The organism is Burkholderia sp. RF2-non_BP3 (assembly GCF_001522185.1).
In the GTDB taxonomy this organism is placed as follows: domain Bacteria; phylum Pseudomonadota; class Gammaproteobacteria; order Burkholderiales; family Burkholderiaceae; genus Burkholderia; species Burkholderia diffusa.
Genome location: NZ_LOSU01000028.1, coordinates 776,749 through 799,197 on the forward strand (window position 1 = coordinate 776,749; position 22,449 = coordinate 799,197).

The following is a 22,449-nucleotide window of genomic DNA, read 5'->3' on the forward strand; positions in this document are numbered from 1 at the left end:
CGCGCGATGCACGGTGCGCCGGGCTTCGGGCTTCGGGATTGCGGACCGGTGCGGCCCGAAGGCGCGGGCCGGTCCGCGGATGCAATCAACGGCTACTGCCGGGCCGCGACCGTCGTGCCGGCGCCGGGCGGCAGTTCGCCCATTGCCTGCAGCAGCGCCGCCGTATCGGTCATCCGGCGGCTCGCGGCACGCACCGCATCGAGCTCCGCGTTCAAATAGGTCTGCTCGCTCGATCGTTGCGCGGACATCGGAACGGCACCCAGCGTGCGGCGTTGCGTCGTTTCCTGGAACGCCTCGCCTGCGGCGCGCGCCGCGAGTTCGTTCGCGGCCAGCGCTTGCGCGTCGTTGTCCAGCGCGGCGAGCGAATCCGCGACGTCACCGAATGCGGACAGCACCGCCGCCTTGTACTGCAGCACTGCGGCGTCGTACGCATCGCGCGACGCCCGCCGGTGCGCCAGCAATGCGCCGCCGTGGAAGATCGGTTGCGACAGCCCGGCGCCGACGGCCCACAGCCCGCCCGCACCCGACAACAGCGCCGGCCAGCTGAAGCCGCCGCGTCCCATCGTCGCGGTGAGCGACAGGCTTGGGAACAGCTGGGCGGTCGCCTCGCCGACGTCCGCCGATGCCGCCTTCACGGCTGCCGCGGCCGCGCGGATGTCCGGACGTGCCTTCAGCAGGTCGGAGGGCACCGCCACGGGCACATGTTCCGGCAGCGTCAGCCCGGTGAAGGACGGGACCGGTGGCGGCGCGTCGGGCGTGCGGCCCAGCAGGATCGCCAGCGCGTGAACCGCGCTCGCGCGTTGCTGGCGCAGCGGCGGCAGCGTCGCGGCAAGCGACGCCGCGCCCTGCGTCGACGCCAGCGCCTGCACGTGGGATACCGCACCGAACGCGTAACGCTGCTGGTCTTCGAGTGCGGATGCCTCGGCGACTGCGACGAGGCGCTCCGTCAGCAGGATCTGGCGGTCGAGCGTCGCGGCGCGGATGGCGGTGCCGACGATGTTGGCCGCCAGCGCACGCCTTGCCGCTTCGAGCTCGCAACCGCGCACGTCGACGCGTGCGGCGCTCGCTTCGTTCGCGTATCGCGTGGCGCCGAACAGGTCGAAGGTGTAATGCGCCTGCAGTTGTCCGACGAATACGTTGTAGCGCAGGCTTTGCGCGCCTGCGCCGGAGATGTCCGGCGTGCGCGTGCGGGCTACCTGCGCGTTCGCGTCGATCGACGGCAGGGTCGACGCGCCGATCTGTGCGCGCAGTTCCTCCTGCGCGGCGGCGAGCGTCTTTTCCGTCGCGGCCAGCGTCGGGTTCGCGCGCAGGCCTTCATCGACCAGCGCGTCGAGCACGCTGGAGCGATACAGGCGCCACCATTGCGGGACGGGCGCGGCGCCGACGTCGAATTGCTGCGCGACGCCGGCCGCCTCGGCGGTGCGCGGCGCCTGAGGCGTCGCACCGTAGTGCGCCGGCGACGGCATCGCGGGCGGCGTGCTGTCCGGGGCCATCGCACAGCCGCCCAGGCCAAGCGCCGTGCTGGCGGCCAGCACCGATGTGATACGAGAGAGTTTCATCAGCATGTCTCCGAGGACGCGACGTCCATTGCGCGCGACTCGCGTTCGTCGGCGCGCACCTTGAAGCAGGTCGCGTAGAGCGCCGGCAGGAAGAAGATGGTCAGCACCGTCGCGATCGTGATGCCGCCCATCAGCGCGGTGGCCATCGGGCCGAAGAAGCCGGAACGCAACAGCGGAATCAGCGCGAACACGGCGGCGGCGGCGGTCAGCATGATCGGCCGGAAGCGGCGCACGGTCGCACCTACGATCGCGGCGAAGCGTGGCTGCCCGGCTGCGATGTCCTGGTCGATCTGATCGATCAGGATCACTGAATTGCGCATGATGATCCCGAACATCGCGATCACGCCGAGCAGCGCGACGAAGCCGAACGGCTTGCCGAACAGCAGCAGTGCGGCCACGACGCCGATCAGGCCGAGCGGTGCCGTCAGCACGACGATGAAGGTGCGCGAGAAGCGCTTGAGCTGGATCATCAGCAGCGTCAGCACCGCGACGATCATGAGCGGCATCTGCGCATTGATCGACGTCTGGCCCTTCATGCTTTCCTCGGCCGCGCCGCCGACCTCGATCCGGTAACCGGCCGGCAGCGTCGCGCGCAGCGTCGCCAGCGCGGCGTCGAGGTCGCGCGTCACGCCGATGCTCGGCGCTTCGCCGCGCACGTCAGCTTGCACGGTGACCGTCGGCTGGCGGTCGCGTTCCCAGATCACGCCATATTCGAGCGTGTCGCGCACATGGCCGATCGTGCCGAGCGGCACCGGACCGTGCGGCGTCGGGATCGCCAGGCCGGCGAGCCTCGACGGATCGATGCGTTCGCTCCTTGGCGCGCGCAGATCGACGTCGATGAGCTTGTCGCGCTCGCGATACTGCGTGACGGTGTAGCCGGACAGCGTCATCGCAAGGAAACCCGACACGTCCTCTGACGTCACGCCGAGCTGGCGTGCCTTGAGTTGGTCGATCTCGAACGAGACCGACCGCTCGGCCGGTTCGTCCCAGTCGAATTGCACGTTGCGTGTGCGGGCGTCGGCGCGGACCTTGTCCGCCACTTTTTCGGCGATGCCGCGGACGGTGGCGATGTCGTCGCCGCTCACCCGGAACTTGATCGGGAAGCCGACGGGCGGCCCGTTCTCGAGCCGCGCGACGCGCGTGCGCACGGTCGGGAAGCGGCTTGCGAGCGTCGTTTCGAGCCAATGCGACAGCCGCTCGCGCGCCTCGACATCCTTGGCCGTGATCACGAATTGAGCGAAGTTCGGCTGCTGGAGCTGTTGATCGAGCGGCAGATAGAAGCGCGGTGCACCGGTGCCGACGAAGTCGACGACATGGCCGATTTCAGGCCGGCCGTCGAGCACCTTTTCGAGCCGCTTTGCTTCACGTAGCGTCGCATCGAACGACGCGCCTTCCGGCAAGCGCATGTCGACGAGCAGTTCGGGCCGCTCGGAATTCGGGAAGAATTGTTGCGGCACGCGCGAGAACGCGGCCATCGCGATCGCGAACAGCACGGCGGTGACGCCGAGCACCACCCAGCGGCGCTCGATGCAGACCGAGATCCAGCCGGACAGCCGGCGGTAGAAGCCCGTGTCGTACACCTCGTCGCCATGCGCGTGACCGTCGCGATGCGCGTGCTCGGGCAGCATGTGGTAGCCGAGCAGCGGCACCAGCACGACGGCCGCGAACCAGGACACGATCAGCGAGATCGCCGATACCTCGAAGATCGAGCGCGTGTATTCGCCGGTGCTCGATTTCGCGAGTGCGATCGGCAGGAAGCCCGACACGGTGACGAGCGTCCCCGTGAGCATCGGGAACGCCGTGCTCGTGTAAGCGAATGCCGCGGCGTGTGCACGGCTCCAGCCCTGCTCGAGTTTCACCGCCATCATCTCGACGGCGATGATCGCATCGTCCACGAGCAGCCCGAGCGCGAGGACCAGCGTGCCGAGCGACACCTTGTCGAGGCCGATGCCGAACGCGTGCATGCACAGCGCCGTCACGGCGAGCACGATCGGAATCGTGATGACGACGACCATGCCGGTGCGCAAGCCGAGCGACACGAGGCTGACGACGAGCACGATCGCGACGGCTTCGCCGACCGCTTCGACGAAGTCGTCCACCGAATGCTTGACCGCATGCGGCATGCTCGACACCGCGGTCAACTTCAGACCGGCCGGCAAGCCGGCCTGCAACTCGGCCGCCTTCGCATCGAGCGCCTTGCCGAGGTCGATCACGTCACCGCCTTTCTGCATCGTCACACCGATGCCGAGCACCGCGTGACCATTCGTACGCATCTGCGTGACCGGCGGGTCGTCGTAACCGCGCGTGACCTTTGCGACGTCGCCGAGCCGGAACGTCCGGCCGTTCACCGTGACGAGCATGTCGGCGAGCGCCTGCGTGTCCTTGAATGCACCGCTCGGTCGCACGAACACGCGATCGTCGGCCGTCGTGATCGTGCCGACCGGGGCGACGGCGTTTTGCGCGTCGATGGCCTGCGCGAGCTGCTGCGGTGTGATGGCGAGGCGTGTCAGCTGCGCATTCGAGATTTCGACGAACACGTGCTGGGCGGGATCGCCGAAGTAGTCGACCTTCGCGACGCCCGGCACGCGCAGCAGCACGGTGCGCAGCTTGTCCGCGTAGTCGTGCAGTTGCGCAGGCGAGTAGCCGTCGCCTTCGAGCGCATAGATGTTGGTGTAGACGTCACCGAATTCGTCGTTGAAGAACGGGCCGACGACGCCCTTGGGCAGCGTTGCACGGATGTCGCCGACTTTCTTGCGCACCTGGTACCAGGTTTCCGGCACCTGGTCGACCGGCGCCGAATCCTTCATCGCGAAGAAGATCATCGACTCGCCGGGCCGCGAATAACTCTTGATGTTGTCGACGTACGGCGCGGCCTGGAGCTGGCGACCGATCCGGTCGGTGACCTGTTCCTGCACCTCGCGCGCCGTGGCGCCGGGCCAGTAGGTCTGGATCACCATGGTGCGGAACGTGAACGGCGGGTCCTCCGATTGTGCGAGGCGCGTATAGCCGATCACGCCGAAGATCGTCGCGAGGCCGATGAGGAAGATCACCAGTTGCTGATGCTTCAGCGCCCATGCGGAGAGGTTGAAACGGCCGTCGTCGTGCGATGCCGCGCCGGTTCCGAGCGCGCCGTCGGTCGAGGGGCGATGTTCCGGAGCATTCATGACGCGAAGTCCTCCGCATGCAGCGGCGGCACGACGCGGACGTGCTGGCCGGTACTGACCGTATGAACGCCTTGCATCACGACACGTTCGTTGTCCGCGAGCCCCGACGTGACGGTGATCGTGCGTTCGTCGTAGCGTCCGACCGACACCGGGCGCAGCTCCAGCGTGTCGCTGCCCTTGCGGACGACCCAGACGGCCGGCGCGTCGCCGCGATGAAAGAGCGCGGTGGCCGGCAGCGTGATCGCGTGGTCCGCGGCGATGTCGGCGGCGCCGTCGAACGTGATGCTGGCTGTCATCCCGGAGCGCACGTCCGGCCCCGGTGCGAGCAGCGTCAGCTTCACGCGCCAGGTGCGGCTTTGCGGATCGGCGGCCGCCGCGACTTCGCGCACGCGTGCGTCCAGCACCTTGCCCGGCAATGCCGTCAGGCTGACGTGTGCGGTGCGGCCGACCGCGAGATCGCGCAGGTCGCGCTCAGAGACGTCACAGACGATGTCGAGGTCCCCGCTCCAGTCCAGATGAAACACCGCCTGGCCGGGTTCGACGTTCTGCCCGGTATCCGCGTCTTCCGACGTGATGACGCCGTCGTGATCCGCACTCAGCGTCGCGTAGCGCAGGTGATCGCCCGCGAGCGCCATTTGCGCAAGGGCGGAATCGCGTTGCGCGACCGCCGATGCATACGCGTCCTGCGTCGTCTCGAGTTGCGCGGGTGCGATCAGGTTGGCCTGAGCCTGGGCGCGGTCGCGATCCAGCTGCTGCTTCGCATAGGCAACGCGATGCTCGGCGGCATCGAGCTGGGCGCGTGCGTTCAGCAGCGTGTTGTGCAGATCCGCCGGATCGAGCATCGCAAGGGTCTGGCCGGCCTTGACGGTGTCGCCGATGCGCACGCGCCGCTCGACGAGCTTGCCGCCGACCCGAAACGACAGCGGCGTCGAATATCGCGCCTGAACCTGTGCGGGTAGCGCACGCTGCACCGCGCCGTCGTCCGCATGAACCGGCAGCGCGACGACCGGCTGCAGTTCGGGCGCGGGGGCCTCGTGCGAGTGGCAGGCCGTGAGGAGAATCGCACAGCACGCGAACGCGATTGGGGCTCGCCGAACCGGCGATGCGAAGCGTGTCAGAAACGGGCGCGTTGAAGTCCGCGCGTCAGGACCGGGTGATTTCACGATGTTTCCAAGACAAGTGAGGGTCAACTAAGAAGCGTTCGGCGACCACGACGGGCCGCCCTGGTTTATGCAGACGTACGCGAGCGTCTCCGCGGCGGTACGCCGGACGATCAATCAGGACTCCAATGTTCCGGGTGCAGACCATTCCATTTGCCAACATGACGCGGCGCCGCCTGGCGATAGACGCGCTTACGCCGACGTGGCCATACCCGTCGCCAACGCTCGCTAGCGAGGGTCGGACGGCGTCTGGGCCGGAACCGGTTCTGCGATTTCCGAGATTAGACTCATAACTGATAATATTGTCAAGTATGAGAGAAAAATCTAGAATTGCGCCATGCAAAAAAATCTTTCGAAAAAGGGAGGCGCGCTCATGGACGACGCACCGGTCCGGCACCGCTGCTCGAACGCATCAGCGGGCGAAGCGGAACATCGCCAGCCGCGCGGCGCCCGGCGCAAGCAGGCGACGCGCATGCGCTTGCTGCAGGCGGCGTTCAGCCTGATGGCGGAAAAGGGCAGGGACAATGTGGCGATCAGCGAGATCACCGAGGCGGCGGATGTGGGGTTCGGCTCGTTTTACTACCACTTCGAATCGAAGGACGGCATCTTCGCCGCGCTGACGGAGTGGGTGTTCGACGATTTCGCGGATGGACTCGAGCGTCTGACGAGCGGATTGTCGGATCCTGCCGAGGTCGTTTCCGTCTGCGTGCGTCACACGCTGATACGCGCGCGCCGCGAGCGGCTCTGGGCGCGGTTCCTGATGCGGGAAGGATTTTCGGCGCGCGCGCTTGGCCAGGGGCTGGGCCAGCGTTTGCGGCGGGACGGCGAGCGAGGAATCTCGGCACGCCGCTTTGTCGTCGGCGATCTGTTCATGAGCGTGCTTGCGACGATGGGAACGATCCTGGCGGTGATCGCGGCGGAGTCCTACGCGGCCGACGCGGCTGCGGGCGCGGCGCGAAAACCGATGGGGGACGAGGGCAGGTTCCCCGAGCGAGCCGCGGCGATGGTATTGCAGACGTTCGGCCTGACGTGCGCCGAGGCACTTGACGTGGCGAACCGACCATTGCCGCCCGGCGACTTCGCCCATCAGACAAGAGAATCCGCCTCGCCTGAAAGCTCAACCTTGCCGTCGCAGCAACGATAGATGTTTGTCGCGTTCCGCACGATACCGCTCGCTCATGCGTCATGGAGTGCGTGATGTCATCCGCCGTGTTCGCGGTAATGCGCTTCCATTTTGTAGTGATCTCACGACGCTTCTCCAAGATGGCAAGCCTGCCACCCAACCGGTACGTCGGTGAGCAGGTCGACCATTAGCTCCCCAGTCCCCGCCGTAATCAAAGCAGAGCATCCGCGGCTCAGGCTTGCCAGAAAATTGATGGGGCCATCCAGGCGACATTCGGAAATAACGAAGCGCGTCCGCAAAACATCAACATTATAGAAATAATGTCAAACCAAAAGAGGCGGATGATTGGATATTTGACGGTTTACGTTATATTATTCACGAAACAACTAACTCAACCCCCCATGCCCGACCTCACCGCCGACGACTCCCGCCTGATCGCCGAAATCGACCGCCTGAAGGGCGATTTCCCGAAAACCCGCGAGCTGTATCGCGAGGTCTGCGCATTGATGTTCTTCCGCTTCGGCATCACGCCCACCGCGAACCGCCTCTACCAGCTCGTGCGCAAAGGCAGCATGAGCACGCCGACGGCGGTTCTCGGCGAGTTCTGGGCGGAGTTGCGGGAGAAGAGCCGGGTGCGCATCGAGCATCCCGACCTGCCGGCCGACCTGCAGGCTGCGGCCGGCGAGCTCGTCGCCGCGTTGTGGAGCCGCTCGACGACCGATGCCGCCGCAGCGCTCGATGCACTGCGCGCCGAAGTCGAAGCTGAACGGGCGGCGGCGAAGGCGGAAGTCGCTGCATCGCAGGCTGACCTGTCCCGCACCGAAACCGCGCTGGAGCACCGCACGAACGCGTTGCTGGCGGCCCAGGTGCGCATCCAGGAGCTCGAGCAGGCAAGGGCGGCCGACGAAGCATCGCGCCGCGCGCTGCAGGCGGAAGTCGAACGGTTGAAGTCCGACAATGCGGACGCCGATCGTGCGCTGGCGCAGGCGCGCGCCGATTTCACGTCGCAGCTCGACCGGTTACGCGACGACGCGGGCCGGGCGGAGGAACGCTTGCGTGCATCGGAGAAGCGGGCGCTTCAGGAGATCGACCGCGAACGGCTCGCGGCCGCGCGCGTTCAAAAGGAGCTCGACGCGGCCGCGACGCGCGCTGAACAGCGCGATATGCAGCACCGCAAGGATCTCGCGGCGCTGCAGGCGCAATTGGCCGACGCACAGCACCGCTGCGGCGTGCTCGAAGGCCAGCTCGACGGCGCCCGCGCGGCCAATGTCGCGTATGTCGGCGAGCTCGACGCATTGCGTGCCGAACGCGCATCACGCCCGCCCGTGCGCAGGGTGCCCGGTCGTCCGGCGGGTGGCAGCCTGCGCGCGGCGAAACCGGTCGCCAGGAAGCGCATTCCCAAACCCGCGTGACATGGACGCCACGGTGCGGCAGCAACGCATCCGCGGCGCGGCGCGATTCGGGTAAAGTGCCGCTCAACTTGCCGGCTCGACGTTACTAGACGACCGGTCTAATCGTTGCTAAGATACGCCATCATGAATGCATCTTCAGGCGCGGAAGTCCGCCAGCACATCCTGAATATCGCGAAGCCGATCATGCTCCACAAGGGGTTCTCGGCGGTCGGTCTGAACGAGATTCTCGCCGCGGCGGGCATCCCGAAGGGCTCGTTCTACCATTACTTCGGCTCGAAAGAGGCGTTCGGCGAGGCGCTGCTCGAATCGTATTTCGAAGGCTATCTCGCGCATCTCGACAACCTGCTCGGCCATCAGGCCGGCACGGGCGCGCAGCGCCTGATGACGTACTGGGGCAACTGGCTGCACACGCAGTGCGCGGACGATCCGGAAGGCAAGTGCCTCGCGGTGAAGCTCGGCGCGGAAGTGTCCGATCTGTCGGAGGCGATGCGCGCGGTGCTACGGCGCGGCACCGGCCAGATCATCGAGCGGCTCGCGGGCGGGATCGAGGCCGGGCTGGCAGACGGTTCGCTGAGCGGCGTCGACGATCCGGCGCATACGGCCGCGATCCTTTACGAGCTGTGGCTGGGTGCGACGCTGCTGGAGAAGATTCACCGGAATCGCAAACCGCTCGAACGCGCGATGCTCGAAACACGGCGGATGCTGAACCTGCCGTCCTTCGAGCCAGATGGAGCGCAGTCGTAACGTGGGCGCGCGCAGGCGCGCCTTGTTTTTTGAACGAATGCTAGACGACTGGTCTACTTACGCTGTAATCCCGTTGCTTTACCCGCGAAGCTGCGGCGCCGCCGGCCGATTGGCCGGCACGGCCCGCGGCCTCACGCATCACGGTTGTCCAAGTTGATCCGATCGTGCCCGGTGCACGTCCCTTCCTGTTGACGGAGGTTCCCATGCCGCAAAGCAAGGCAGCAAACCGCAGAATCATCCTGAACGCGCGCCCGGTCGGCGCGCCCACCCCGAACGACTTCCGTACCGAGACCGGCGACGTGCCGGCGCCCGGCGCAGGCCAGGTGCTGTTGCGCACGGTCTGGCTGTCGCTCGACCCGTACATGCGCGGCCGGATGAGCGACGCGCCGTCGTACGCACCGCCGGTCGAACTCGGCGACGTGATGGTCGGCGGCACGATCAGCCGTGTCGTGGCGTCGAACCTGCCCGCGTATCGCGAAGGCGACCTGGTCGTTGCCGGCGGCGGCTGGCAGGACTATTCGCTGTCCGACGGCAGCGACCTCATTCCGCTCGGCCGCGACTTCCCGCATCCGTCGTATGCGCTCGGCGTGCTCGGCATGCCGGGGTTCACCGCATACACCGGACTGCTGACGATCGGCGAGCCGAAGGCCGGCGAAACCGTGGTCGTGGCCGCCGCGAGCGGGGCCGTCGGCGCGGTGGTCGGCCAGATCGCGAAGCTGAAGGGCTGCCGCGTGGTCGGCGTCGCGGGCGGCGCCGACAAGGTCGCGTACGTGAAGGGCACGCTCGGCTTCGACGAGTGCGTCGATCACCGCGATCCGCAATTTGCCGCCCGGCTGAAGGACGCTTGCCCGAACGGCATCGACGTCTATTTCGAGAACGTCGGCGGTGCCGTGTTCGACGCGGTGTGGCCGCTGCTCAACGAGCATGCGCGCGTGCCGGTGTGCGGAATCATCGCGCATTACAACGACGCGGCGTACGACGACACCGCGGTATCGAGCGGCCGCGACCGCGTGCCGGCGTTGATGGGCACGATCCTGCGCAAGCGCATCCGGATGCAGGGGTTCATCATTCTGGATCACTATGCGACCGGTTATGCGTCGTTCCTGAAGGAGATGACTGAGTGGGTCGCGCAGGGCAAGGTGAAGACGCTTGAGGATGTGGTCCCCGACCTGGCTGACGCACCGCAAGCACTGATCGGCTTGCTCGCCGGCAAGAATTTCGGCAAGGTCGTCGTGCGCGTGGGCCCGGACGAACTGGCCTGACGCCGGCGCAGGACGACACACAACGATTGCACGCTGGCGTCGCGAGACGCCGGCTTGTGGCATGCTCGATTCCGTTTCGAAAGGAGTGACAAGATGGCGCTTCACGTGATTGCTTCCCTGTTCCTGAAACCCGAACACGCGCAGGCCGCCGAGGCCGAATTGCGCAGCATGGTCGCCAAGACGCGCGTCGAGTCGGGCAACCGGCGCTACGACCTGTTCCGCGAGCAGGACGGTTCGCCGAACCTGCACCTGTACGAGATCTACGACGACCAGGCCGCGTTCGACGCGCACCTCGCCAGCCCGTATTTCGCCGAATTCCGCGTGAAGTCGGCCGACTGGTTCGCGGCGCCGCCCGTCATCAAGGTGCTGTCGGGCATCGACGTGGCCGAGTAACGACGCAGCACCGTCGTCGCGGTTTGCTCCCGCCCCGGCCGCGCGGCAGCCGTCACGCATGACGCGGCGGCAATGACAACGACAACGCGGTGCATCGTTCGCGCCGCTTCCCCAATACATCGGCCCCGGAGTCTGAATGGTCACCCTCAATATCAACGGCGAGAACCGCACGGTCGACGCCCCCGACGACATGCCCCTGCTGTGGGTCCTGCGTGACGTCGTGGGTCTGACCGGCACGAAATTCGGCTGCGGGATCGCGCAATGCGGCGCGTGCACCGTCCATCTCGACGGCGTCGCCGCGCGCTCGTGCGTGCTGCCGGTCGCGGCCGTCGCGGGCCGCAGGATCACGACGATCGAAGCCGTCGGTGCGACGCCGGCCGGCCAGAAGGTTCAGCAAGCGTGGCGCGAGCTCGACGTCGTCCAGTGCGGCTACTGCCAGTCCGGGCAGGTGATGGCGGCCACGGCGCTGATCGCGTCGAATCCGAACCCGAGCGACGCCGACATCGACGCGGCGATGGCCGGCAACATCTGCCGCTGCGGCACGTACAACCGGATTCGCGCGGCCGTCAAGCAAGCTGCGAAGGGGGCGTGACATGTCGCGAGGACTCATCGAAGCAGGGAAGGCCGTCAGCGCGGGCGTGTCGCGCCGTTCGTTTCTGAAGGCGGGCATGTCGCTCGGCGCGGCGGCGGGCGGCGGCTTGCTGCTTGGTTTCAGTCTGCCGGCGGCGGGCGATGACGCACGGCGCTCGGTGATCGGCGGCGATGCGGACGAAAGTGCGCGCGCCGGCGTATTCGCGCCGAACGCGTTCGTGCAGATCGACCGCAGCGGCAAGGTCACGCTGGTGATGCCGAAGGTCGAGATGGGGCAAGGCGTCTACACGGCGCTGCCGATGCTGATCGCCGAGGAACTCGAAGTGCCGCTGTCGAACGTCACGCTCGACCACGCGCCGCCCAACGAGAAGCTGTTCCTCGATCCGCTGCTCGGCGGCCAGTTGACGGGCGGCTCGACGTCGGTGCGCTACGCGTGGGAACCGCTGCGCCGCGCGGGCGCGACCGCGCGCACGCTGCTGGTTTCCGCGGCGGCGAAGCAATGGAACGTCGATCCGGCCACCTGCCGGGCGGAAAACGGCGAAGTGCGGCACACCCCGAGCGGCCGGCGCGCATCGTACGGCCAGCTCGCGGACGCCGCGTCGAAGCTGCCGGTGCCGAAGGACGTCGCGCTGAAGCAGCCGGCCGATTTCAAGCTGATCGGCAAGCCGGTGAAGCGGCTCGATTCGCCCGAGAAGGTCGACGGCACCGCGCAGTTCGGGCTCGACGTGCGTCTGCCCGGCATGCTGTACGCGGTGATCGTGAACAGCCCGGTGTTCGGCGGCACGGTCGCGAGCGTCGACGAGTCGGCCGCGCGGAAGATTCCGGGCGTACGCCAGATCGTGCGCGCGGACAACGCGGTCGCGGTGGTCGGCGATCACACGTGGGCCGCGAAGCGCGGCGCGTCGGCGCTCGTCGTGAAGTGGAACGAAGGTGCGGGCGCGAAGGTGTCGACCAGGGACATCGTCGCCGATCTCGCGCAGGCCGCCGCGAACGGAAAGGGCGCGGTCGCGCGCAAGGACGGCGACGTCGGCCACGCGTTCGCGAATGCGAAGACGCGCATCGACGCCGTCTACGAACAGCCGCTCCTTGCGCACGCAACGATGGAGCCGGTGAATTGCACGGTGCACGTGCGCGCCGACGGCTGCGAGATCTGGGTCGGCACGCAGGTGCCGACGCGCGCGCGCGACACGGTGCAGCAGCTCACGGGCTTTCCGCCGGAAAAGATCGTCGTGCACAACCATCTGCTCGGCGGCGGCTTCGGCCGGCGGCTCGAAACGGACATGATCGGCCAGGCCGTGAAGATCGCCAAGCAGGTCAATGCGCCGGTGAAGGTCGTGTGGACCCGCGAGGAAGACATCCAGCACGACATGTATCGGCCGTATTACTACGACCGGATTTCGGCCGGCCTCGACGCGAACGGCAAGCCGGTCGCGTGGCAGCACCGGATCGTCGGTTCGTCGATCCTCGCGCGCTTCGCGCCGCCCGCGTTCAAGGATGGCGTCGACCCCGACGCGGTCGAAGTCGCGACCGACCTGCCGTACGACCTGCCGAACCAGTTGATCGATTACGTGCGGCAGGAGCCGCGTCACGTGCCGACCGCGTTCTGGCGCGGCGTCGGCCCGACGCGCAGCACCTTCGTCGTCGAGAGCTTCATCGACGAACTGGCCGCGCAGACCAAGACCGATCCCGTGCAGTACCGCCGCGCGCTGCTCGGCAAGACGCCGCGCGCGCTGAACGTGCTCGACGTCGCGACGAAGGCCGCCGGATGGGGCTCGCCGCTGCCGAAGGGGCAAGGCCGCGGCGTGTCGGTGATGCACGCGTTCGGCAGCTTCTTCTCGATCGTCATCGACGTCGCGGTGGAGGGCGGCGAAGTGCAGGTCAAGCGTGCCGTGTGCGCGGTCGACTGCGGGATGGCCGTGAATCCGGGCACGATCGAGGCGCAGGTGCAGGGCGGCATCATCTTCGGGATCACGGGCGCGCTGTATGGCGAGATCACGATCGAGGACGGCCGCGTCGTGCAGAGCAACTTCACCGACTACCGGATGATGCGCATCAACGAGACGCCGCCGATCGATGTGCATCTCGTGAAGAGCGCCGAGGCGCCGGGCGGAATCGGCGAACCGGGCACCGCCGCGACCGCGGCGGCACTGTCGAACGCGATCTTCGCGGCGACCGGCACGCGGCTGCGCAAGCTCCCGGTCGGCAACCAGCTGAAGACGGCTTGAGGGGAGAGACACATCATGCGAAACCTCACCCCGAACAGTCTGAATCGCGCCGCTCGCACGCTCGGCGCATCGTTGATCGCGCTGTCCGCGTTGATGGCCGGCACGGCGGCGCATGCCGCGCAAACGGCGCCCGCCGACAGCGCGCTGGTCGCACGCGGCGCGTATCTCGCGAAGGCCGGCGATTGCGTGGCGTGCCACACCGCGCCGCGCGGCGCGCCGTTCGCCGGCGGCCTGAAGATGGTCACGCCGATGGGCGCGATCTACACGACCAACATCACGCCCGACCCGGACACGGGCATCGGCGGCTATACGGAGGCCGAGTTCGCGGGCGCGCTGCGCTCGGGTGTCGCGAAGGACGGCCATCACCTGTATCCGGCGATGCCGTATCCGTCGTACGCAAAGCTGCGCGACGACGACGTGAAGGCGCTTTACGCGTACTTCATGCACGGCGTCGAGCCGGTGAAGCAGGCGAACCGCGCGTCCGACATTCCGTGGCCGCTCAACATGCGCTGGCCGCTGGCGCTGTGGAACGCGGTGTTCCTCGACACGACGCCGTACACCGACAAGCCGGCGAAGGACGCGACGTGGAACCGCGGCGCGTACCTCGTGCAGGGGCTCGGGCATTGCGGATCGTGCCATACGCCGCGCGGCGTCGGCTTCCAGGAGAAGGCGCTGGACGAAAGCGGGGCGGCGTTCCTGTCGGGCGCGCCGATCGACAACTGGTTCGCGTCGAACCTGACCGGCGAGCACAATACGGGGCTCGGCCGCTGGAACGATGCGGATGTCGCGCAGTTCCTGAAGACCGGCGCGAACCAGCATGCGACCGCGTTCGGCTCGATGGTCAGCGTGATCAACCACAGCACGCAGGAGCTGACCGACGAGGATCTCGCGGCGATCTCGCGCTATTTGAAATCGCTGCCGGCGGCGGGCGGCACGGGCGCGCCGCCTTACCGTTACGACCCGAAACCGACGCAGGTCGCGTTGGGCCGGCCGGCGAACGATCCGGGCGCAAAGGTGTATAACGCTTTCTGCATGAATTGCCATGGCGCGGACGGTCGCGGCTACGCGCCGCTGCTCGCGCCGCTCGCGGGCAATCCGAACGTGCTCGAGGCCGATGCATCGTCGCTGATCAACGTGACGTTGAACGGCAGCGAGTCGCTTGTGATCGGCGGCGTGCCGTCCGCGTATCCGATGCCGGCGTTCGCGAACCAGCTGAACGACCAGCAGATCGCCGACGTGCTGACGTTCATGCGCGCCGGCTGGAACAACGGCGCGCCGGCCGTGCAGGCGGCGGACGTCGCGAAACTCCGCAAGGCGACGGCGGCCGCGCGCTGAGCGCGGCCGAACGTGGCGGATGACGACGGGCATGCGTGCCGCGTGCGCGTCGTCGAAGGTTGCCGGGGGCAGGGCGCCCGGCAACATGGTGCTTTCTGTCAACCGGCGTGCGGCCGTACGCGGCAGCGCGCGTTTTATCGACGCAAAACTGGGGTGTCTGGATGGCTAACGTGACTTATACGGATACACAACTGCTGATCGACGGCGAGTGGGTCGACGCCGCGAGCGGCAAGACGATCGACGTCGTGAACCCGGCGACCGGCAAGACGATCGGCAAGGTGGCCCACGCGGGCATCGCCGATCTCGACCGCGCGCTGGCCGCGGCGCAGCGCGGTTTCGAAGCATGGCGCAAGGTGCCCGCGCACGAGCGCGCGGCGACGATGCGCAAGGCGGCCGCGCTGGTGCGCGAGCGCGCCGACACGATCGCGCAGCTGATGACGCAGGAGCAGGGCAAGCCGCTGACGGAAGCGCGTGTCGAGGTGCTGTCGGCAGCCGACATCATCGAATGGTTCGCGGACGAAGGCCGCCGCGTGTACGGCCGGATCGTCCCGCCGCGCAATCTCGGCGCGCAGCAGACCGTCGTGAAGGAGCCGGTCGGTCCGGTCGCGGCGTTCACGCCGTGGAATTTCCCGGTCAACCAGGTCGTGCGCAAACTGAGCGCCGCGCTCACGACCGGCTGCTCGTTCCTCGTGAAGGCGCCGGAAGAAACCCCGGCGTCGCCGGCCGCGCTGCTGCGCGCGTTCGTCGACGCGGGTGTGCCGGCCGGTGTGATCGGTCTCGTGTACGGCGATCCGGCGGAAATCTCGTCGTACCTGATTCCGCACCCGGTGATCCGCAAGGTGACGTTCACGGGTTCGACGCCGGTCGGCAAGCAGCTCGCGGCGCTCGCGGGCCAGCACATGAAGCGCGCGACGATGGAACTGGGCGGCCACGCGCCGGTGATCGTCGCCGAGGACGCGGACGTCGCGCTGGCGGTGAAGGCCGCCGGTGGCGCGAAGTTCCGCAACGCCGGCCAGGTGTGCATTTCGCCGACGCGTTTCCTCGTGCACAACAGCATTCGCGACGAATTCACGCGCGCGCTGGTCCAGCATGCGCAGGGGCTGAAGATCGGCAACGGCCTCGAGGAAGGCACGACGCTCGGCGCGCTGGCGAATCCTCGCCGGCTGACTGCGATGGCGTCGGTCGTCGAGAACGCGCGCAAGGTCGGCGCGAGCATCGAGACCGGCGGCGAACGGATCGGCTCGGAAGGCAACTTCTTCGCGCCGACCGTGATCGCGAACGTGCCGCTCGAAGCGGACGTGTTCAACAACGAGCCGTTCGGCCCGGTCGCGGCGATCCGCGGTTTCGACAAGCTCGAGGACGCGATCGCCGAAGCGAACCGTCTGCCGTTCGGGCTGGCCGGCTATGCGTTCACGCGCTCGTTCGCGAACGTGCACCTGCTGACGCAGCGTCTCGAAGTCGGGATGCTGTGGATCAACCAGCCCGCGACGCCGTGGCCGGAAATGCCGTTCGGCGGCGTGAAGGATTCGGGTTACGGATCGGAAGGCGGGCCGGAAGCGCTGGAGCCGTATCTCGTCACGAAGTCGGTGACGGTGATGGCGGTCTGACGACCGTTCGACCACGCGCGTGCCGCCCGTTGTGCGGTGCGCACGCGGGGTAGCGTTGCCGAAGGCCGGGCGTTCTGCCCGGCCTTGTTGTTTCTGCGTCGCTGGCGGTCGGCTTCGGCCGGGAATGGCGGTCGTTCCCGCCGACCACTGGGCATACGACGCCCGCCGCTCAATGCCGGCTGCTGCCGCGATAGCTTTCCACCTCCGCGTCGTACGCGGCGAGAAACGCCTTGCCGAACACCGACGCGAAATCGTCTTCGATCGCGAACACCGTGTCGCGATGCGTCGCCGCGTAGCGGTCCCACATCCTCGCCTTGTACAGCGCGGGCACGCGCTTCTCGTACCAGCGCATCGCATCGTCGCGCTCACGCAGCCGTTGCGGCGAAAAGCGCGTCAGCAGGTCCATCAGCGCGGCGCGCATGCCGGCGACCATGCCGATCTGGTGCGCGTGCAGATCCTGGAACGCGTCGCTGACCGCGCTCTGCGGCGACATGAAGCCGGGCAGCGGCAGCCCGAACATCTGGCGCAGCACGGCGCCGCCGTCCGGCAGCAGCTTCAGCGGATTGTTCTCGCGATCGAGCAGCATCGTCATGTGCGCCTTCACCTCCCGCTTCAGGATGCTGCGCGACGACAGCAGCTCGACCGTGCCGTTCGCGAACAGCGCCAGCAACTGCCCCGCGATGTACAGCTGTTCGGCCGACCATTGATGCGACTCGGCGGCGGTATCGAGTCCGGCGCCTTCGAAGAATGCGTTCAGCAATTCGTCGGGCGTCGGCACGCGGTTCGCCTGCGGTGCAGGCTCGTCGACGGGACGTGGCTCGGCATGCGCCGTCGCCGGTTGCACACGTACGTGCTGCGTCCACTCGGGCGCATGATCGGCTTGTGTCGCGGACGACGACGCGCCGCGATCCGCCTCGCCGCGTTCGGACGGAGACGCCGAACCCGATCCACCGATATCGGGCGACGACTGTACAAACAAGTCGAGCGGGTCGGTCGACAACTGATTCAGGTCGCGTGGCGACGGCGCGGCCGGCGCGGCGCGGCTCGCGGGCTGCGCCGCCTCCCTGCGCGCCGCCGTGCCGGATCGCGTTCCGGCGTCCGCTGCCTTGCCGCGCGGAGCGAGGCGATCCTGCAGCAGGCCCCACAACCGGTTGCCGGTCGTCTTCGCGTCGACGTGCGCGTGTGCGGCGGTTCCCGACGTGCCTCGCGGGTCGGCGCTCGCGCTGGAGGCGGTCGGCATGTCGACGACCGGCGCGTCATGTCCGTCGTCACGCTCGGCACGCAGCACGTACGGCCCGATGCGGATGATGTCGCCGGTATTGAGCGGGCGCTCCTGTGCATAGCCGACGGGCTCGCGGTTCACCTCGATCGTCGACACGCTGCTCAGGTTCTTCAGCAGGCACGCATCGTCACCGACCTGCAGCAGGGCCTGCAGCCGGGAAATCTGCCGGGTGTCGTCGCGCAGCACGAGATGGTTGTCGGTTGCCCGGCCGATGGTGCCGCCGGGCGGGTGGAACACGACGGCGTCGTAGGTGTCGCTTTCGACCGGCTCGCCGGCATGTTCGATCACGATCAGTTGCATGTCATACGTCGCTCGGTAAGGAAACGCTGGCGGGGATTCCGGTTCGGTCAAGATGACGACGCATGCCTGCGACGCGCGAACTCGAACGCGGGCCCCCAGATCGGATGTCCCTTCTCGGCGGGGGACAAGTCGAAGCGCGGGTTGAGGTCGAGAATCTTCGAGAACTCGGCGCGGCACTGCGCGATGCGGTTCGTCACGCAATAGCTGAACGCGAGCAGCTTGTGCGCGGTGACCTGCGTGTCGGTATCGGCCCCGTCGATCTCCTTCGCTCGGCTCAGGACCGCGATCGTGCGTCCGTAGTCGCCGGCGCCGTACGCCGCGCGCGCGCTGTCGACCGCGGCGCGCGCCGCCGATTGCGTGGGGGACGTGCTGCACCCGCCGATTCCCAGCAGCAAGGCGCCGAGGAAAATCACGATCGATGAGCGGCCTTTCATTCTGAAATGAAATATTTGCGTTATTGGAGGGTGGTGCACAAGCGCTGTTGGATTCTAGTGCCAATCAGGGCGGGCGATGTCGCCGTTACGTTTTGTTTCATTTTGGAAATTGCGCCCGAGTTTCCACTCAAATCGATTCCGGGTTTTCGACTTGTTAATCCATAAAATCGATTCTATAGTTCGCTGTGCTTTTTGGGATTCGTCAGTTGTTTGCCCGGCACCGGTCAATGATCGGAAAAGCCGGCCCTCCGTTCGGGCAACGCAAACAGCGTGACACGACCCGCAGGGCGTAGCCACCGACCGCCGACGGCCGTCAGGCTTGGGTTCAACGTCCATACCGCAAGTGAACCTGCAATAGAACCGGGCCGCCGTGGCGAACCGGTCGGATTAACGCGCCTTTTCAAAATGACAGAAATCAATCCAATTCATTGCCATTTCCCCAATTTCGATCTCGTTCAGCAATTGGCGATTTGACCCGTCTTTTTGCAAGAATAAATTGCCGAGTGAAATTTAAGCGGAAGGATATGCAAGTCACATAATTACCGGTCAATTAATTGTCCCCTTTTAATTAGAGGTGTCGGTTTCGCGTACGGAAATCGACGGGGGAATTATTGCGCTGCGAGGATGAAATATGCGCCGGCGGTCGAGCGGGTTCATCGTATTGGGATGTGCATTGCTGTTGCCCGGATGCGGCGCCACCGAGCGTGCCGCCGCGGTGCCGTATGCGATCACCGTCGACGTGGCGCCCGACGTCAATCCGGACCTCAACCGCAAGCCTTCGCCGATCGTGCTGAAGGTGTTCCAGCTGCGCGCGGCATCGGCGTTCGACGGCGCCGACTTCTTCTCGCTGCAGGACAAGCCCGAGAACATCCTCGGCGCGGACCTGCTCGGCACCGATCGCGTGATCCTGCGCCCGGGCGAGTCGCGCACGCTGCATTACCGCGGCAACGTCGAGGCCGGCGCGGTCGGCGTGATCGCCGAATACCGGATGCTCGACAAGAACCGCTGGCGCCTCACGGTGCCGCTACCGCGCGCGAAGCAGCTCAACGTATACAAGTTCTGGCAGACGTCGCCCGGCGAGCTGAAGCTGTCGATCGCGGTGAGGAACGGCGGTCTCGCGCTGAACGACACGCGGGGGCGCCCATGACCGAACCGACGATGTCCGCGACGCCGGTCGCCGCACTGCGCCAGCGCGTGGTGTGGACCGAAGGGATGTTCCTTCGGCCGCAGCATTTCCAGCAGCTCGAACGGCACTGGGAGCGCTACGTCGCGCTGCGCTGCCTGCCGCTGCAGGGCTTCTACTGGGGCTTCGACACGCTCGAGATCGACCGGGAGCAGCTCGCGCTCGGCAAGGTCGCGCTACGCGCGGCGGCGGGCGTGATGCGCGACGGCACGCCGTTCGACCTGTCGCATCCCGACGATCTGCCCGAGCCGCTCGACGTGCCACCGGATGCGAAGGACCAGCTCGTCGTGCTCGCGCTGCCGTTGTGGCGCGGCGGCGGCGAGGAGGTGTCGTTCGGCGGGAACGCAAGCGGCAACGGCGGCGCGGACGTCGCGCGCTACGTCGTTCGCGAATACGAAGTGGCCGATGCGAACGCGGTCGCGCTCGGCCCCGCACTGCTGCAAACGGGGCGCCTGAACGTCCGGCTGATGCTGGACACCGAGCTGACCGGCGACTGGCATGCGCTCGGCGTCGTGCGGATCGTCGAGCGGCGCACCGACGCGCGACTGCTCGTCGACGACGGCTACATTCCGCCGCGTCTGGTCGCGCAGCACGACGCGGCGTTGCTGGCATACACGCGCGAGCTGCACGGATTGCTGACGCAGCGCAGCGACGCGCTGGCCGAGCGCCTGTCGGAGCCGGGGCGCGGCGGCGTATCGGAAGTCGCGGATTTCCTGCTGCTGCAACTGGTGAACCGCTATCTGGCGCTGACCTGGCACGCGCAACAGGACGTCGCGACGCATCCGGAGGCGCTGTTCCGCGACTGGCTGAAGCTCGCATGCGACCTCAGCACGTTCACGGCGGCCGGCCGGCGCCCGCAATCGCTCGCGGTCTACGTGCACGACGACCTGCGCACGAGCTTCGCCGAATTGATGACGGAGCTGCGCCGGTCGCTGTCGACGGTGCTGGAGCAAAACGCGATCCAGATCGAGCTGCGCGACGCGGGCAACGGCATCCGGGTCGCGACGCTCGCCGATCCCGCGCTGCGCGACACGGCCGGCTTCGTGCTGGCCGTGCGCGCGGACGTGCCGGCCGACAGCCTGCGCGCGCGGTTTCCGGCGCAGGCGAAGCTCGGCCCGGTTGAGCGGATCCGCGACCTGGTGCAGTTGCAGCTGCCGGGCATCACGATGCGCCAGTTGCCGGTCGCGCCGCGGCAGATCCCGTATCACGCGGGTCATACGTACTTCGAGATCGACAAGGGCAGCGACCTGTGGAAGCAGCTGGCGCGCTCCGGCGGTCTCGCATTTCATTTCGCCGGCGAATTTCCGGGGCTCTCGATGGAGTTCTGGGCGATTCGCGGGTGAGGGCGGGGCAGCGCGATGAATTCTTCCTCCGATTCGATTTCCGCCGGCGCAGGCGGGTTCGTGCCGCCGAATCCGGGCGGCATGCATCCATCGGCCGCGTCCGGCGCGGCCGGGCCGACGGCCACGCAGCCGCGCCCCGGCCGCTGGGCCGCCAGCGGCACGAATCCGCTCGTCGCGGCAGCCAACCCGCTGCTCAATCTCGTGCCCCAGATCCGCTCGACCGTCCATCATCCGAATCCGGCATGGCTGCGCGAGCACCTCGTCGTCGAGATCCGTCAGTTCGAGGCTCGCGCGCAGGAAGCCGGCGTGCCGTCCGAGGCGATCATCGGCGCGCGCTACTGCCTGTGCACGGCGCTCGACGAAGCAGCCGCGCTGACGCCGTGGGGCGGCAGCGTGTGGTCGTCGCACAGCCTGCTCGTGTCGTTCCACAACGAAACCTGGGGCGGCGAGAAGTTCTTCCACCTGCTCGAACGCCTGTCCCAGCAGCCGCGCCAGCACCTCGACCTGCTGGAGCTGCTGTATTTCTGTCTCGCGCTCGGCTTCGAGGGCCGCTATCGGGTGCTCGACAACGGTCATGCGGAGCTCGACGCGCTGCGCTGGCAACTGGCTCACACGATCCGCTCGGTGCGCGGCGAATTCGAGCCCGCGCTGTCGCCGCACTGGCGCGACGTCGTCACGCGCGACGTGTCGCGTCGCTTCGTCGTGCCGCTCTGGGTCTGCGTGGCGCTTGCGCTGCTGATCGGCTTCGGCGTGTTCGTCGGGCTGCGCATCGCGCTGGCCGGGCATTCGGACCGGCTGTTCGCGTCGATCGACGCGCTGCACGTGCCGAAGCTGCAGCCTGCTCAGGCACCGCCGCGCCCGGCGGCGCCGCGCGTCGCGAAGTTCCTGGCGCCGGAGATCGCGGCCGGCCTCGTGTCGGTGCGCGACGACGCCGATCGCAGCGTGATCGTGCTGCGCGGCGACGGGCTGTTCAAGTCCGGCTCGACGTCGGTGATCGACCGTTACGCGCCGGTGCTCGCACGCGTCGCGGATGCGCTCGAGCAGGTGCCCGGCAACGTGCGCGTGACCGGCTATACCGACGACACGCCGGTGCACACGGCACGTTTCGCGTCGAACTGGGACCTGTCGCGCGAGCGCGCGGAGGCCGTGCGCGGCATGATCGCCGCGCGCCTCGACCATCCGGAGCGACTCGCGGCCGAGGGGCGCGGCACGCTCGATCCGGTCGCGCCGAACGATACGCCCGCGAACCGCGCGCTGAACCGGCGCGTCGAGATCACGCTGCTGCCGGCGCCCGGCAGTGCCGCCGTCGGCGCGACGCAGGGAGCGCACTGA

At 67.6% G+C, this 22,449-nt stretch carries 17 protein-coding genes; 12 read left to right on the plus strand and 5 right to left on the minus strand.

Features of this window, described 5'->3' with window-relative positions:
• Positions 1–92: 92 nt before the first annotated feature.
• The 3 genes from WS45_RS13905 to WS45_RS13915 are packed head-to-tail and all read right to left on the minus strand — an operon-like array spanning position 93 to position 5,886.
• Entirely contained in the window at positions 93–1,559 is a 1,467-nt protein-coding gene (locus WS45_RS13905; protein WP_059700597.1) for an efflux transporter outer membrane subunit, read from the minus strand.
• A complete protein-coding gene (locus tag WS45_RS13910) occupies positions 1,559–4,723 on the minus strand; it encodes an efflux RND transporter permease subunit (protein WP_059700394.1) in 3,165 nt (1,054 codons plus the stop codon). The genes WS45_RS13905 and WS45_RS13910 overlap by 1 nt, the downstream gene beginning before the upstream one ends.
• The gene (locus WS45_RS13915) at positions 4,720–5,886 is read right to left on the minus strand and encodes an efflux RND transporter periplasmic adaptor subunit (RefSeq protein ID WP_059700396.1); all 1,167 of its coding nucleotides are present in this window, start codon (positions 5,884–5,886) and stop codon (positions 4,720–4,722) included. The genes WS45_RS13910 and WS45_RS13915 overlap by 4 nt, the downstream gene beginning before the upstream one ends.
• Positions 5,887–6,256: 370 nt before the next feature.
• On the opposite strand from WS45_RS13915, the gene WS45_RS13920 reads away from it, so the two are divergent.
• The 9 genes from WS45_RS13920 (at position 6,257) to WS45_RS13960 (ending at position 16,575) form a co-directional block, all read left to right on the plus strand.
• On the plus strand, positions 6,257–7,027 hold the full coding sequence (locus tag WS45_RS13920) for a TetR/AcrR family transcriptional regulator (protein WP_257140411.1): 771 nt from the start codon (positions 6,257–6,259) through the stop codon (positions 7,025–7,027).
• A 380-nt stretch (positions 7,028–7,407) separates the two neighbouring features.
• Positions 7,408–8,418 (plus strand): DNA-binding protein, encoded by a 1,011-nt coding sequence (locus WS45_RS13925; protein WP_059700397.1) that lies wholly within the window; start codon positions 7,408–7,410, stop codon positions 8,416–8,418.
• A gap of 123 nt (positions 8,419–8,541) precedes the next feature.
• Positions 8,542–9,162 (plus strand): TetR/AcrR family transcriptional regulator, encoded by a 621-nt coding sequence (locus WS45_RS13930; RefSeq protein ID WP_059525468.1) that lies wholly within the window; start codon positions 8,542–8,544, stop codon positions 9,160–9,162.
• Between the two features lie 203 nt (positions 9,163–9,365).
• Positions 9,366–10,424 (plus strand): NADP-dependent oxidoreductase, encoded by a 1,059-nt coding sequence (locus WS45_RS13935; RefSeq protein ID WP_059700399.1) that lies wholly within the window; start codon positions 9,366–9,368, stop codon positions 10,422–10,424.
• 93 nt (positions 10,425–10,517) lie between these two features.
• Positions 10,518–10,817: a putative quinol monooxygenase gene (locus WS45_RS13940; protein WP_059700401.1), complete on the plus strand. Its 300-nt coding sequence runs from the start codon at positions 10,518–10,520 to the stop codon at positions 10,815–10,817.
• Between the two features lie 136 nt (positions 10,818–10,953).
• Positions 10,954–11,409, plus strand: a complete 456-nt coding sequence (locus WS45_RS13945; protein WP_059700403.1) for a (2Fe-2S)-binding protein — start codon at positions 10,954–10,956, stop codon at positions 11,407–11,409.
• A 1-nt stretch (position 11,410) separates the two neighbouring features.
• Positions 11,411–13,633 (plus strand): xanthine dehydrogenase family protein molybdopterin-binding subunit, encoded by a 2,223-nt coding sequence (locus tag WS45_RS13950; protein ID WP_059700404.1) that lies wholly within the window; start codon positions 11,411–11,413, stop codon positions 13,631–13,633.
• Between the two features lie 15 nt (positions 13,634–13,648).
• A complete protein-coding gene (locus tag WS45_RS13955) occupies positions 13,649–14,968 on the plus strand; it encodes a c-type cytochrome (protein ID WP_059700406.1) in 1,320 nt (439 codons plus the stop codon).
• Between the two features lie 161 nt (positions 14,969–15,129).
• Positions 15,130–16,575 carry an NAD-dependent succinate-semialdehyde dehydrogenase gene (locus tag WS45_RS13960; protein WP_059690083.1) on the plus strand — a complete coding sequence of 482 codons (1,446 nt, stop codon included), beginning with the start codon at positions 15,130–15,132 and terminating at the stop codon, positions 16,573–16,575.
• Between the two features lie 169 nt (positions 16,576–16,744).
• On the opposite strand, the gene tagH is transcribed toward WS45_RS13960, so the two are convergent.
• Positions 16,745–18,157, minus strand: a complete 1,413-nt coding sequence (gene tagH / locus WS45_RS13965) for a type VI secretion system-associated FHA domain protein TagH (protein WP_059700408.1) — start codon at positions 18,155–18,157, stop codon at positions 16,745–16,747.
• A gap of 47 nt (positions 18,158–18,204) precedes the next feature.
• On the minus strand, positions 18,205–18,591 hold the full coding sequence (locus tag WS45_RS13970; protein WP_059525484.1) for a TssQ family T6SS-associated lipoprotein: 387 nt from the start codon (positions 18,589–18,591) through the stop codon (positions 18,205–18,207).
• Between the two features lie 631 nt (positions 18,592–19,222).
• Between WS45_RS13970 and tssJ the strand changes: the two genes are divergently transcribed.
• The 3 genes from tssJ to WS45_RS13985 are packed head-to-tail and all read left to right on the plus strand — an operon-like array spanning position 19,223 to position 22,449.
• On the plus strand, positions 19,223–19,738 hold the full coding sequence (tssJ, locus tag WS45_RS13975; RefSeq protein WP_059525486.1) for a type VI secretion system lipoprotein TssJ: 516 nt from the start codon (positions 19,223–19,225) through the stop codon (positions 19,736–19,738).
• On the plus strand, positions 19,735–21,117 hold the full coding sequence (gene tssK / locus WS45_RS13980; protein WP_059525489.1) for a type VI secretion system baseplate subunit TssK: 1,383 nt from the start codon (positions 19,735–19,737) through the stop codon (positions 21,115–21,117). The genes tssJ and tssK overlap by 4 nt, the downstream gene beginning before the upstream one ends.
• Before the next feature lie 15 nt (positions 21,118–21,132).
• Entirely contained in the window at positions 21,133–22,449 is a 1,317-nt protein-coding gene (locus WS45_RS13985; protein ID WP_059700410.1) for a DotU family type VI secretion system protein, read from the plus strand.